The sequence below is a fragment of the Jiulongibacter sediminis genome (assembly GCF_001306455.1).
Lineage (GTDB): Bacteria > Bacteroidota > Bacteroidia > Cytophagales > Spirosomataceae > Jiulongibacter > Jiulongibacter sediminis.
The window spans coordinates 1,091,923-1,105,149 of the sequence record NZ_LGTQ01000005.1 but is presented as its reverse complement, the minus strand read 5'-3'; the positions used below and the strand labels follow the sequence as shown (position 1 = coordinate 1,105,149).

The following is a 13,227-nucleotide window of genomic DNA, read 5'->3' as shown; positions in this document are numbered from 1 at the left end:
AGGGGTGCGGTACAAAGATATAGAAATTAGGTGGGCTTCTATCTAAACAGAACATCCTGAAGCTTGTCTTCACTTATTTGGCCTGAATAACGCCAGACCTGCTTGCCGTTTTGAAAATAGACAAAAGTAGGAGTATCCGTAAGATGAAAACGTTCTGCTATGCTTAGTTCTTTGCTGCCGTCTATTTTGACCAGTTTTATGTCATAAAGGTCACCGGTATTTTTTTTGACAATGGGTTCCATGATCTTACAGTATTTGCACCAGGGGGCAGATAGGAAAATAAACACATTCTGATTACGGCTTATGATCTTATCCAGGTCCTGATTAGTTAGAGCCGCAATGGGTTTTGTACTCTGAATTTGAGAAACATATGGTTTGCTTTGAGATATCCAGCCGGTAAGGCCTCCATATAAGTAGTAGACCTCTTGAAAGCCAAGGTCTTTTAAATAAAGCATGGCATTTTTGGCAACTGTTCCCGTGAAGCAATAGAGGTAAACAGGTTCAGTTTTTTGGAGCTTGGTCGTAACCATGTTCTTAAAGTCTTTCTGAGCATAATCAATGAACTGAGCATTTCGGATATGAGCCTTTCTGAACTCTTCTTCTTCTCGAAGGTCAATTAACTGAGGATCAGTGGAGTTTCTCAAAGATTGCTGAAAAAGGTCAGGTGAAAGGCCGTATAAATCTTGTGCCTTTGCCCTGAAGGCAATGACTTGTATTAAAACGAAGAGAAATAGAAAGCTTTTTAACGATTTCATGATAATTCCGTCATCTCTTTTAAGAACATAAATGTAAATAATTTGCTTACTTTGTGACCGTTTTGACCAATTTAGGGTTGAAATATTCTTATTCGAAGAAAATATTGTATTGATAATTTAAAATTTTGTGATGAGTCAAATTGTAAGAGTACATGCCAGACAAATTCTGGATTCAAGAGGTAACCCAACTGTAGAGGTTGACGTATTGACTGAAAACGGTTTCTTAGGCCGTGCTGCTGTTCCTTCAGGAGCATCTACTGGTGTTCATGAGGCGGTAGAGCTAAGAGATGAAGACAAGAGTGTTTATGTAGGTAAAGGTGTTTTGAAAGCCGTTACCAATGTAAATGAAACCATTGCAGAGAATCTTCTTGGATTTAATGTATTCGAGCAAAACCTGATTGATCAAACGATGATTGATCTTGACGGAACGTCTAACAAAGGTAAACTGGGTGCTAACGCAATTCTTGGTGTTTCTTTGGCTGTGGCTAAAGCTGCTGCTCAGGAGGCCGGTCTTCCACTTTTCCGTTATATCGGTGGTGTGAATGCTAACACGCTTCCTGTTCCAATGATGAATATCATGAACGGTGGTTCTCACGCTGATAACTCAATTGATTTCCAGGAGTTTATGGTTATGCCTGCAAAGGCTGATACCTTCTCTGAGGCTTTGAGAATGGGTACTGAGGTTTTCCATAATCTTAAGAAAGTACTTTCTTCAAAAGGATATTCTACAAACGTAGGTGACGAAGGTGGATTTGCTCCTAACATCGGTTCTAACGAAGAAGCTTTGGAAATCATTTTGACTTCAATTGAGAAGGCTGGGTATAAGCCGGGTGAAGAGGTGTTCATCGCGATGGATGCTGCTTCTTCTGAGTTCTACGATAAAGAAACTGGTCTTTACACCTTCAAAAAGTCTTCAGGCAAGCAATTGAGCTCTGCTGAAATGGCTGCTTACTGGAACGACTGGGCTGATAAATACCCGATCGTATCTATCGAAGATGGTATGGATGAAGACGACTGGGCTGGCTGGGCTGAATTGACCAAATTGGCTGGTAAGAAAATCCAACTTGTAGGTGATGATCTTTTCGTTACAAACGTGAAGCGTCTTTCTCAGGGTATTGAGCAAGGTATTGCGAACTCTATTCTTGTAAAAGTTAACCAGATCGGTTCATTGACAGAGACCATCAACGCGGTAAACATGGCTCACAGAGCACACTACACATCGGTAATGTCTCACAGATCTGGTGAAACAGAAGATGCTACCATCGCTGACTTGGCCGTAGCATTGAACACAGGTCAGATCAAAACCGGATCTGCTTCACGTTCGGACAGAATGGCGAAATACAACCAACTTCTCCGTATCGAAGAGGAATTGGGTGATTCTGCTTACTTCCCAGGTTTGAAGTTTAGAGGGTAAATAACCCAACCATAAATTCGAAGCCCTCGCAGGAAACTGTGAGGGTTTTTTTGTTTGAATCTATCTGGCTGAGCGGAAAAGCTTGCACTGAGCAAAGACGAAGTGAAGCCGCTTTCGTCGGATTTGTTTTTTTACAAGAGAGAGGTTCTCGACTCCGCTCGAACTGACAATCCACAACTCCGCTCGAACTGACAATCCACAACTCCGCCCGAATTGGCCTCAGAAAGGATGATTACTGAACGGAGTAATATTCAGATGTTGTTATTTTAACAAATTGTACTTCCTTAAAACCTCCAAAGTCCGCTCCACCGGTAATTCATTAACAGTATGGCCATCACGACCAGTCATGGTTTCAGCCATGAAAAGGGAATTAAGAATAGCTTCTTCAGTGGCCTCTATAACGGCTTCAAATAAAATGCTGATTTCCTCTTCACGCAGTTCTGAAAACTGTTGAAGCGAAGATTCTGAACGATGGGGTACTCTAACCAACTCGCTGGTGCTGAAAGCAATGACATAATCACCACTGCCATTGGCTTCTATACCACCTGTTCTTCCCAGACCTAGAAGGGCTCTGGAGGTGAGTCGCTCAAGGTTTCGGGCCAGAAGAGGTGCATCTGTAGCCACGACAATCATGCACGAGCCATCTTCTTTGTATTCTTCCAGTAGGTTTTTGAAACTGTATTGACCTAGCTCCTGTCCCACCGGAGCTCCTGCAACCTGTAAAACACCACCAAAGTTGGTTTGAACCAGAACACCAACAGTGTAACCACCTTTGACTTTTGGAATTTTACGGGAAGCCGTCCCGATTCCTCCTTTGAAGCCAAAACAAACCGTGCCTGTTCCGGCACCAACATTACCCATTTGAATAGGGCCATCTGATGCAGAATTTATAGCCTTTAGCACATCTTCTTCTTTGACAAAACGTGCTCTTATATCATTGAGATAGCCATCGTTTGTCTCACCCACCACACTATTCAGACTTCTTACATCCTCATTGCCAGGCAAAGAAAGTGTATGTGTAATTAGTCCGTTTACAGCAGTGGCAACCCCAAGCGTATTGGTCAGCACAATGGGCGTTTCCAGCGTTCCCAATTCTTTGACCTGAGTAGAGCCCGCCAGTTTACCAAATCCGTTTCCGACGAAAATAGCGGCAGGTACCTTTTCCTGAAATATGTTACCCGAATGTGGCAAAATGGCCGTAACGCCGGTCCTTGTATTTGATCCTTCAATTTTAGTGGTATGTCCTACTTTTACGCCGGGCACATCAGTAATTGCATTCGATACTCCGGGTTTTAGTATTCCAATTTCTAATCCATATTCTCTTGGTGTTTTCTTTTGAGCCATTATTCCAAATGGTAATAGCAGAAAGATAAGTGTTTTCAGAGAGGGAGTTTGAAGCATAGCAGTTTGGTATTTTACCAAAAATAATCAGAATGCTTTCTTCTAAAAATTATCAACGGGGTAGTGGGGAAACAAAAGCTAAATGGTTCAAAACCATCCTGTTTTCATCTTATTTCCAGAAATCCATTTTTACACTTCAGAAGACTTGCTTACATTTGAGTCAATACAATTGTGCTTTCAAAAATGAACTGGTCTGCTTTTCTTCGTAAAAACGGTTATTACGTTTACTCCTCCCTATTTTTATTGGTCTGGCTCACTTTTTTTGATGGAGCCAATTTTATTACCCAGTTTAAACTCTGGAATAAGCTTCAGGATTATGAAGCTCAGATTGAGTACTACGACGAGGAGCTTGCCAAACTCAAAGAGAAAGAAAGGGCTATTCTGAGCGACAAAGACGCTCTTGAAACCTATGGCCGTGAAAAATACCTCATGAAAAAGGAAGGAGAAACGGTTTTTGTCATTGTTGACGAAAACGGGGAAATGATGGAAGAGGTAGAATAATCAATCAGAAACTATGATCAACGTTTTATTTGTTTGCCTCGGCAATATCTGCCGTTCTCCCATGGCTGAGTCAGTTTTCAGAGAAGTGGTCAGGAAAAGAGGATACAGTGGCAGCTTTAAGATAGATTCGGCCGGTACGGCTGGTTATCATATTGGCAAACAGCCTGACAGAAGAACTTTAGAAGTGCTGGAGACTCATGGACTAAAAACGACCCATCACGGACAAAAAATCGATGATGAGCTTTTGAGTGAGGCAGACCATATTGCCGTTATGGATGAGGCCAATTTTGAAGATGTCCATAACTATCTTCATAAAAAGCTAAAAAGGCCCCCGGCTCCTGAAAAGCTGTTTCTTATCCGTGATTTTGATCCCGAGGTAAGAGGTGTACATGAGGTGCCTGACCCATATTATGAACCAATTGAAGCTTTTGAGGAGGTTTACATACTTCTGGAAAGAAGCTCAGAAGCTTTGCTGGATCATCTGATTGATCTTCACCAACTTGAGCCTGATCCTGAGCGGGATGAGGAAGAATAGCAATGAACATCAGGGAGACCTTACTGCGTGAAAGAAGCAAAGCAACTTGTGACGAAATTGTTACTTACATAGGTGAGGACGCTCAAAAACTTGATGAGCTCATGCAAAGCGTGCTTTCTCCTGAGCCTAAACTCAGCGAAATGGCTGCTTGGGTAGTTACCTCTTTAACAGATAGAAATCCCGGGCTTATTTTACCCTACGAGCAGGCCATGCTTGAGAAAGTAAAAGCGGAAAATAACCATGAGGCCGTGTTGAGAAACTTTCTTCGGCATTGGGCGTCTTTCGGTTTTTCAGAGAAAGTTGAAGGAGAGCTTTACGAGTTTGGATTTCAGGTTCTTGAAGGCCCTCATAGCATTGCTGCCAAAGCCCATGCCATGTATGTCTGTATGAGAGTCGTAGAGAAATATCCTGATTTGGCCGTAGAGTTTAAAATTCTCATGCAGGAAGTAGTTGAAAAGTATGGCTCAGATTCGGCAGGAATCCGAAGCCGGGGTAAGAAGGTTCTAAAGAGGTTAGATAAAATTATTTCATCCCTTTAGACGCCATTGCTGCTCCAATAATACCGGCCTCATTCCGTGTTTCGGCTACTTTAAGATTTACATTGGTATTGAGCATTGGCTCTAATTCTGCCCACTTTTTGCTGGCACCGCCACCCACAATGATAAGGTCGGGAGAACAAACTCTATTGACATAATCAAAGAAGTAATCAAGTCGTTCAGCCCATTCCACCAGTCTCAGTTTTTTCTTTTTTCTAATGGAATCAGCGGCATATTTCTCTACCGGTTTGTGCTTTTTATATCGCAGGTGCCCAAATTCAAAATTTGGAATCAGTTCTCCATTATAAAAAACACCTGAGCCTATGCCGGTTCCTAACGTTACGGTCACTACCAATCCACCTTCACCTTTTCCAGCCCCATATTCCATTTCGGCAAGGCCGGCGGCATCCGCATCATTGATGACCTTAAAGTCATTTCCACATACTTTATTGAAGAGCTCATCAATATGAACGTTAACCCAGTCTTTGTGAAGATTACTTTGCGATCTGCATTGACCGTTGGCCACGATAGTGGGAAAACCAACGCCAATGGGTCCTTTCCAGTTGAAATGATCCACAAGTTTTTTTACGGCCTGAGCCATAGCCTCCGGAGTAGCCGGCCGGGGGGTCTCAACTCTGAATCTGTCAGCTGCCAGCTCACCTGTTTCCAGATCTACCGGTGCACCTTTAATTCCTGAACCTCCAACGTCTATTCCGAATAATTGCATATCGTTTTTTTTAGCAATATATAAATTTTGAAACAGCGGTTTGGTGATCTTTGTCAGGGATTGATCTAAAAAGCACTTAAGTCTTTCAGGTAGAGAAATTTAGAGTGTTACTTTTTTCACAAATATTTATCAGAAGAAGAATCAGGTCAACTCACTTTTATCTACTTTCGCGGGCTTAAATTTTTTATATGGGCTTTTTCAGCGAAGAGCAGTGGCTTCAATGGGTTGATGAACTCTCTGATAATGATTACGTTATCATCGATGATTTCCTTTCTGAAACTCTCCTTGAAAGGGTATTAACTTATTTCAGGGAAAAAAAGACCGATGATGATTTTACAAAGGCCTCCATTGGGACCGAAGGCAAAATTGTCTCTGAAATTCGTGGAGATTATACCTATTGGCTTGATTCAAAAGTCGATCAGGAAATGAATGATTTCTTTGAATTGGTCTCTGAAACTATCGGTGTTCTGAACAGATACTGTTATCTAAGCCTTACCGATTTTGAATTTCATTTGGCTTATTACCCTCCGGGTTCCTTTTATCACCGTCATCTCGATCAGTTTCAGGGTAGGTCAAACCGAATGATTTCCTTCATTATCTATCTTAATGAAGGCTGGGTTGAAGGTGATGGGGGAGAGCTGAAAATTTTCAAAGAAGAAGGTGACTTTTTAGTTAAGCCACTGCTGAACAGAGCCATTCTTTTCAAAAGTGCTGATGTGCCTCATGAAGTTCTTACAACTCGTAAAGGAAGAAAAAGCCTTACCGGCTGGCTGCTGTATCAACCAGCCGGTTTAGGCTATTTATTAGGCTAATCTCTTTTTTCACCGAGCAGATTGCCATATCGGTGATAATTATAAGAGAAAGATTGCTCGCTTAAATAATTCAGGAGCTCAAGACGACCGTAAACAGAAGGCTTTCTGTCAAAAATGTCGTAAGCATGGTCAATACAAAATTCAGTAAAAGCTCCTGTCAAAGGCCTTCCTGTCAAAGACCGTATGCAAACATCATGACCAAGCTTGTCTTTGAGGTCTGACCATTCTGAAATAATGACAGATTCGGGAACGGGACTATCTTTCTGAGAAAATATTTCCAAAGGAATATTCAGAGCATTAGCGGCCAAAACTACCATTTGAATATCCTTTTTGGAAGTTGACTCATCAATTAACAGAAGGATTTTCTCTGATTTGAGATAACGGCTGATATTATGTTGCCCCCTTAAACCTACAGGGTCGATCTCTTTTGAAAAGAACTCAGTGTGCCATTTTTGGTAGTCTTTTTGGATTTCTTCAAGAGTCAAATCAGGTTCATTGAATGTCATAAACTGTCCGACATAATTCAGTCCCCCAGCCTTCATCCCGAAACCAAAAGAAGAGGCCTTAATCCCTCCGAAGGGCTGCCTGAGAACAATAGCTCCGGTAGTAGAACGGTTGACATAGAGGTTCCCGGCCTTTATATTTTGCTTCCAATATTCCACCTCTTGTGGGTCCAGACTCTCCAAACCACTTGTAAGACCGTATTCAACTCCGTTGGCCAGAGAAACGGCTTCTTTAAGGTTTTTTGCTTTCATAACAGAAAGAACTGGTCCGAAAAGTTCGTTTTGATATTCGTAGTCTTCGGAAGTCACTCCCCACTTGATTCCGGGACTCAAAAAGAAATCTCCGTTAAGTTTGGGCTTTATTAGCCATTGCTCATCCGGTGTATGCTCAATGGAATATTTTAGTTTGTCCGAAACTGGCATACCCAAGGGGCCAATGTTCGTCTCATTATTCCATGGGTTTCCAAAATAGCGACTCATAGTGGCGTCTTTCAAGAGTGTTTTGAAATGAGCATCTTCAAAAACTTCTTCTTCCAAAATGAGCAGGGAAGTGGCCGAGCATTTTTGACCGGCATTACCGAAAGCACTCTGAACTACATTTTTTATTGCCTGCTCACGATCTGCAAGGCTGGTAACAATGGTGCTGTTTTTACCTCCTGTTTCGGCATATAATTTCAATTCGGGATTTCTTTTCAGAAGAAATTTCGCAGTATCAGTTCCTCCGGTAAGAATGACAGCATCAAAGGTGTTTCCTGAAGACAAAAACTCATCCAGATTCGACTCCTCAGTAGGTAGAAAAGCAAAGTCTTCCTGAGTTATTCCGGCGGCCCAGAGGCATTTTGAAATCAAATAGGCTGTGGCTGTTGCATTGGTTGATGGTTTTAGAATTGCCCGTTTTCCTGCTGCCAAAGAAGCCAGTACTCCTCCGATAGGGATAGCCAAAGGGAAATTCCAGGGTGATAATATTAAATGAACTCCGTCACCAATATTTCGCTCAGCCAAATTTTCCCACTCCTTGGCAGACTCAGCATAGAAGTTGGCAAAATCAATAGCTTCCGAAACCTCAACATCGACCTCATCAAAAGTTTTTCCGAGTTCTTTTACAGCTACGGCCATTAGTTCACCCCGGTTCTTTTCTATCTCTACAGCAGCCATCTTAAGCAGTTCGGCTCTTTCGCTAGCTGTTTTTTTATTCCAGGTTGACTCCAGACCTAAAAAGTGGGAATAGTCACCAGTCGTTGCGAGCTGATACTTCCATGGATGCTTTCCATTCCATCCTTCCAGGCTGATTTCTTCGCGTGTTTCTCCGGCTTTTCCACCTATTATAGTAATTACCGTTCCTTCTATATCTTCGGGATTCTCCCAGCCACTCTTTACTTCTTTGAGCCAGTCGCGGTTCGCCTTCAAATTCCAGTCTGTATTTGGAACATTTCGGAATGAATTCTGTTTTTCGGGCTTTTGGTTTCCTCTGTCCTGATTTCGTTTCTGACGGTTGTCAATTTTTTCGATCAGTTCAATTGAATTCAAAAATTGAGTTTTCAGTTCGTCCCATTTGGCGGAATTCAGCTGAAGGTCAAAACCCTCCTTAAGGAAGTTCCCATCCTGAGTACCTTCATCAAGTCTTCTAACCAGGTAGGCTATTGCCGAATTATAATTTTGAGGTTTAACGATTGGTGTGTACAGAAGAACCTTAGCTCCCTGTTCCATCAATTTATTCACGGTTTGGTTCGCCATCCCCTCCAGCATTTCAAAATCGACATAGTCTTTCAAACCATTTTCCTGAACGATTTGCAGGGCAAATGCCAGGTCGAAAATATTGTGCGAAGCAACTCCGATCTGCATAGCCTCAAGAGTTTCCTTCTTCAAAACTTTCAGAAGGATTTTCTTAAAGTTGGCATCAGTTTCTACCTTTTCCGAAAAAGGAGCTAAAGGCCAGTCTTCAAGTGAAGATTCTGTTTTCTCCATTTCCATATTTGCTCCCTTTACTATCCTGATTTTTATCGGAGCTCCCCCGTTTTTATATCTTTGCTGAGCAAAAGAGAGAACCTTGTCCAGCTGTTCATATGAGTCTGGCAAATAGGCCTGAAGTACAAGGCCGGCTCTCAGGCTTTTGTACTTTTCCTGACTCAGGGTTTGAATGAACGTGTGAATCGTAAGATGCAGATCACGATATTCCTCCATGTCAAGATTGACGAACTTCCACTCACCGGTTTCTCCGTGAATGGCAATCAATTCATCATAAATCAGACTTAGTTTTTGTGATAAAACATTTACTGTATGTTCAAAAGCCAGTGCCGAAGTTTGTGAGTAAATGGTTGAGATTTTTATCGATATGTAATTGATATCTTTTTGTCTCAAAAGTTGACGGTATTGGTCAATACGTTCTGCGGCTTCATTTTCTCCTATTAGGGCCTCGCCAATGAGATTTACATTCAGTTTTACCCCTTCGGATGCTCTTTTGTGTGCATGATTCCTGAATTTTGGGTCGTCAACAAAGAAAAGAATGGGGCTTGTTACTTTCTTAATTTGGGCAAGCATTAAAGGAATGCTAATTCCAGGAAAGTATTTCCCGATTGATCGGTAGGCCGCTACAAGAACCTTTTCAAAGGGGCTAAAAAGAATGCGGTAATTTTGATGTTTGTCGAAAAGTCGCAAGACATAATTTGAAACCTTTGCGTACTGTTCTGAACGAAAGGCCACATCCATCAATCGAATCAAAAAGTTCTTAGATGAAGGTTCTCGGAGAATAGGCTCCAGGCGTGCTGCAAATTCATTTTTAGAGTTTGCCTGTTCGGATACGTGTAATTTACCCGCCAGGTGGAGGGCATTATCCACTAGTTTATTATCTGTCATTTTGTTGAGAAGGTTTCCTGATTGCTCAGGATTTCTTTGAAAGTGTAATTGCCTGCAAAATTATGAAATATAACGGGCAGCATATAGCAAGTGAGCCCTTATTTTTGGGCTGACTCATAGGCGTTTCTCATCTTACGCTCAGTAGAATTAAGAATCTATCAGATTTCTGAAGACTTTACCGAACTGATGGATTAAATCACTGGCGATGAGCGATTCTACTGATTCTTCAGCAGCGGCGTAATCCCCGGCCATTCCGTGAAGAAAAACAGCAATCAATGCGGTGTTTTCGGGGGAGTACCCTTGAGCCAGTAAACCAGCGATGAGACCGGTTAAGACATCTCCGCTGCCTCCGGTTGCCATACCCGGATTACCGGTAGAATTGAAGTAAATTCTTCCATCCGGCATACAAATACTGGTGTGTGCCCCTTTCAAAACAACAATGCAATTTAATTTTCTGGCCAGATCTTTCTGTTTCTGTAGTTTTTCCAAATCGCCCTTGTACTCGCCGGCAATACGTTGGAATTCTTTAGGATGGGGCGTCAGAATACTTAGAGCAGGAATCAGTTTTTGACAGGATTCGTCTTCTGCAATTATATTCAAGGCGTCGGCATCCAAAACAGCCGGAGATTTACAGTTTTTTAGAAGGGCTCTCAGAAAGTTTTTGGTTGAATGGTCCTTGCCGATTCCCGGGCCAATCCCAAGTGAATAACCAGTTGTTTCTACCGAACTCTCCTGAAGAATATTAGTTCCTGAATTTTCTTCAACCATGGCTTCAGGGGTGCTAGTCTGCATGCTTTCCAGACCGCAACCCGGAATATGAGCGGTTACCAACCCGGCTCCGCTTCTCAGGGCTGCTTTCGTGGCGAGAATTGCTGCACCCATCTTTCCCCGGCTTCCGGCTACAATTTTGACATGACCAAAGCTCCCTTTATGCGTATACTTTTTACGTTTTTGTAGCAATGGTTTGATTTCTTCCAGAGTAAGGAAATGATAGTTCGTTTCAGCTTCAGAAATAAATCTTGGGTGAAGTCCTATTGGTAAAAGATGCCACTGACCAACAAAGGGGCCGTTTTCGGGGAAAAGAAGGGCGAGTTTTGGTAACTCAAAAGTCAACGTATGCCTGGCTTTGATCACAAAGTCCATGTCATTTTCAGAATTGTCCTCAGGGAAGAGTCCCGAAGGCAAGTCAATACTGATCGTGTGCCTGGATTCCTGATTCAAGTAGCTGATCATGTCAGCCGCCAAACCTCTGGCAGGCCTGTTAAGGCCACTTCCGAAAAGCGTATCGATGACAATATTTTTCTGCTGCTTAATCGGTGGGAACTCAGAAGGTCTTTTGATAATTTTGTATGGAATATCCATATCCTGAATTCGCTTTTCATTCAGAATAAAGTCAGGTGATTTCTTTGATGAAAATGCCACCTGATAGACCTTGACATCAAAACCTTTCTGAAACAGCTGACGGGCTATAGCCAGGCCATCACCGCCATTATTGCCTACTCCGCAAAAGATCTGATAGCTGTAATGTATGTCATATTTCTTTCTGAGCCATTCAGAGCATTTAGATGCTGCTCTTTCCATCAGCTCTGAAGAAACAATGGGTTCGTACTTTATGGTATATTGATCCGCTTCGCGAATCTGTTCTGCTGATAAAATTTTCATAGGGTTGTACTCAAAAGTGTTTTCAAATTAAGCGAAAACTAAACTTATCTTGAACCCATTTTTACCACAAAATTATCCAGGAACAAACGGACCTTATTTCGGGCTTCAGGTTCATAACGGTTCACGCAAATCATGAAAGCATAGAGCTCACCGGTTTTATCTTCTACATAACCGGCATAGGCACGGGTGCCGTCAATATACCCGCTTTTGGCTCTGACGCGTCCTCTGGTAGCATTTCCACGGTCTTTATATCTCACGGATCCACTTTCGCCGTATACAGGAATGGACTCAAAAAACGGGAGAAAGAAAATTTCTTTACTGGCTTTAGCCAAGATGTCAGTCATGTTTTGGGTGGTTATCACACCCGAAGGTGAAAGGCCACTACCATCTTTAGGGTTGAAGCCTCCAAGTGAAAGCCCTTTTTGTAGCCAGTAGTCCTTCATATTTTCAAGGCCTGACTCAAAATTGCTGAATCCACTATCTCCAAATTGGTGTAAAAAGGCATCGGCATATAGGTTGATACTGTTATAATTACAATCCTGAGCAAGTTTTGATAATGGCTCAGAGAGAAAACGATGCAGCAGATGAAAGTCCGTGATTTCGATAATCTCAGCGGGGTTAGGCTCAATGGCTGATTGCTCCACCTCAATACCATTCTCATTTAGTTGTCGAATAAGTTCATATCTGAATAGCCCGGCGGGGTTAGGAATTGACCCTTTTACCTCAAAGCGATTCTCTCCTAAAGGCACGGTTCCCTTCATCAGGATAGTTTCTGAAGAAGGGCTTGCGTAAATGTAAACCTGATCACCACTTCCTGCCTTACCGGTTTTAACGTTATTGATTATTCGCCAGTTAGGATTCATGGGAATAATACTGTAGATCTCGGTAGGTTCATCTACCGAATGTCCCGGGTTAAAATAGACAGTATACTTGTTTTCATTGATATTAAATTGGTGGGGTATAGCTCCATAGTAATTCCCTAAATCACCCCATATCCAGGAGTCGGGCACGTCATAAGAGTATATGCTTAAGTCTCTGATGATTACGTTGCCGGTAATTCTTTGAACTCCCAGAGCCTTGAGTGGGGTAATGCAATCCTCGATGATCTCATTAAATTGAAGTGGACTCCTTTCTGATCCCAGGCTTGGGTCACCGTCAGGAATGATAATCAGGTCGCCGTTAAGTTGATTTCCGCTAATTTTTCCTGAATAACCGACATCCGTTTTGAATTTATATTCTGCACCGAGCGACCCCAGGGCGGTGGCGGTGGTAATTAGTTTTAGCGTACTGGCAGAGTTTACAGCTTTGTTGGCGTTGAAATTTACCATTTCCTTACCGTCAGAAACCCTTTGAATGTGAGCTGCAACAGTACCATGCTGAATATCAGGTTGATTCTGAAAATCGGTGAGTTCGCGGATCAGCTCGCTTTGCAGACCGGAGAGTTGTAAAAGGATAAGGGCAATAAACTTCATAGAGAAAAAGGTAAAACTAAATCACTTATCTTTGTCGCCTTTAAACGACAAGACTG

11 protein-coding genes are annotated in these 13,227 nt (G+C 42.3%); 5 read left to right on the top strand and 6 right to left on the bottom strand.

The annotated features are described in order from the left end of the window. Positions 1–38: 38 nt before the first annotated feature. Positions 39–755, bottom strand: a complete 717-nt coding sequence (locus AFM12_RS04940) for a DUF6568 family protein (RefSeq protein ID WP_055144468.1) — start codon at positions 753–755, stop codon at positions 39–41. A 130-nt stretch (positions 756–885) separates the two neighbouring features. Between AFM12_RS04940 and eno the strand changes: the two genes are divergently transcribed. Further along, positions 886–2,169, top strand: a complete 1,284-nt coding sequence (gene eno, locus AFM12_RS04935) for a phosphopyruvate hydratase (protein WP_055144465.1) — start codon at positions 886–888, stop codon at positions 2,167–2,169. A 261-nt stretch (positions 2,170–2,430) separates the two neighbouring features. On the opposite strand, the gene AFM12_RS04930 is transcribed toward eno, so the two are convergent. Then, positions 2,431–3,570: a DmpA family aminopeptidase gene (locus tag AFM12_RS04930; protein WP_055144462.1), complete on the bottom strand. Its 1,140-nt coding sequence runs from the start codon at positions 3,568–3,570 to the stop codon at positions 2,431–2,433. Between the two features lie 183 nt (positions 3,571–3,753). Between AFM12_RS04930 and AFM12_RS04925 the strand changes: the two genes are divergently transcribed. The 3 genes from AFM12_RS04925 to AFM12_RS04915 are packed head-to-tail and all read left to right on the top strand — an operon-like array spanning position 3,754 to position 5,145. After that, a complete protein-coding gene (locus tag AFM12_RS04925) occupies positions 3,754–4,071 on the top strand; it encodes an FtsB family cell division protein (RefSeq protein ID WP_055144459.1) in 318 nt (105 codons plus the stop codon). 13 nt (positions 4,072–4,084) lie between these two features. Continuing rightward, positions 4,085–4,606, top strand: a complete 522-nt coding sequence (locus tag AFM12_RS04920; RefSeq protein ID WP_055144456.1) for a low molecular weight protein-tyrosine-phosphatase — start codon at positions 4,085–4,087, stop codon at positions 4,604–4,606. Between the two features lie 2 nt (positions 4,607–4,608). Beyond that, the gene (locus AFM12_RS04915) at positions 4,609–5,145 is read left to right on the top strand and encodes a HEAT-like fold family protein (protein WP_055144453.1); all 537 of its coding nucleotides are present in this window, start codon (positions 4,609–4,611) and stop codon (positions 5,143–5,145) included. On the opposite strand, the gene ppgK is transcribed toward AFM12_RS04915, so the two are convergent. After that, complete coding sequence (gene ppgK / locus AFM12_RS04910; RefSeq protein ID WP_055144450.1) at positions 5,129–5,869, bottom strand: polyphosphate--glucose phosphotransferase; 741 nt, start codon at positions 5,867–5,869, stop codon at positions 5,129–5,131. The two genes, AFM12_RS04915 and ppgK, sit on opposite strands and share 17 nt — an antisense overlap. A 188-nt stretch (positions 5,870–6,057) precedes the next feature. Here ppgK and AFM12_RS04905 point away from each other — a divergent pair, with 188 nt between their 5' ends. After that, a complete protein-coding gene (locus AFM12_RS04905) occupies positions 6,058–6,681 on the top strand; it encodes a 2OG-Fe(II) oxygenase (RefSeq protein ID WP_055144447.1) in 624 nt (207 codons plus the stop codon). On the opposite strand, the gene AFM12_RS04900 is transcribed toward AFM12_RS04905, so the two are convergent. The 3 genes from AFM12_RS04900 to dacB form a co-directional block, all read right to left on the bottom strand. Further along, positions 6,678–10,037 (bottom strand): bifunctional proline dehydrogenase/L-glutamate gamma-semialdehyde dehydrogenase, encoded by a 3,360-nt coding sequence (locus AFM12_RS04900; protein WP_055144444.1) that lies wholly within the window; start codon positions 10,035–10,037, stop codon positions 6,678–6,680. The two genes, AFM12_RS04905 and AFM12_RS04900, sit on opposite strands and share 4 nt — an antisense overlap. Before the next feature lie 147 nt (positions 10,038–10,184). After that, positions 10,185–11,699 (bottom strand): bifunctional ADP-dependent NAD(P)H-hydrate dehydratase/NAD(P)H-hydrate epimerase, encoded by a 1,515-nt coding sequence (locus AFM12_RS04895; RefSeq protein WP_055144441.1) that lies wholly within the window; start codon positions 11,697–11,699, stop codon positions 10,185–10,187. Between the two features lie 44 nt (positions 11,700–11,743). Continuing rightward, positions 11,744–13,171, bottom strand: a complete 1,428-nt coding sequence (gene dacB / locus AFM12_RS04890) for a D-alanyl-D-alanine carboxypeptidase/D-alanyl-D-alanine endopeptidase (protein WP_055144439.1) — start codon at positions 13,169–13,171, stop codon at positions 11,744–11,746. Positions 13,172–13,227 lie beyond the last annotated feature (56 nt).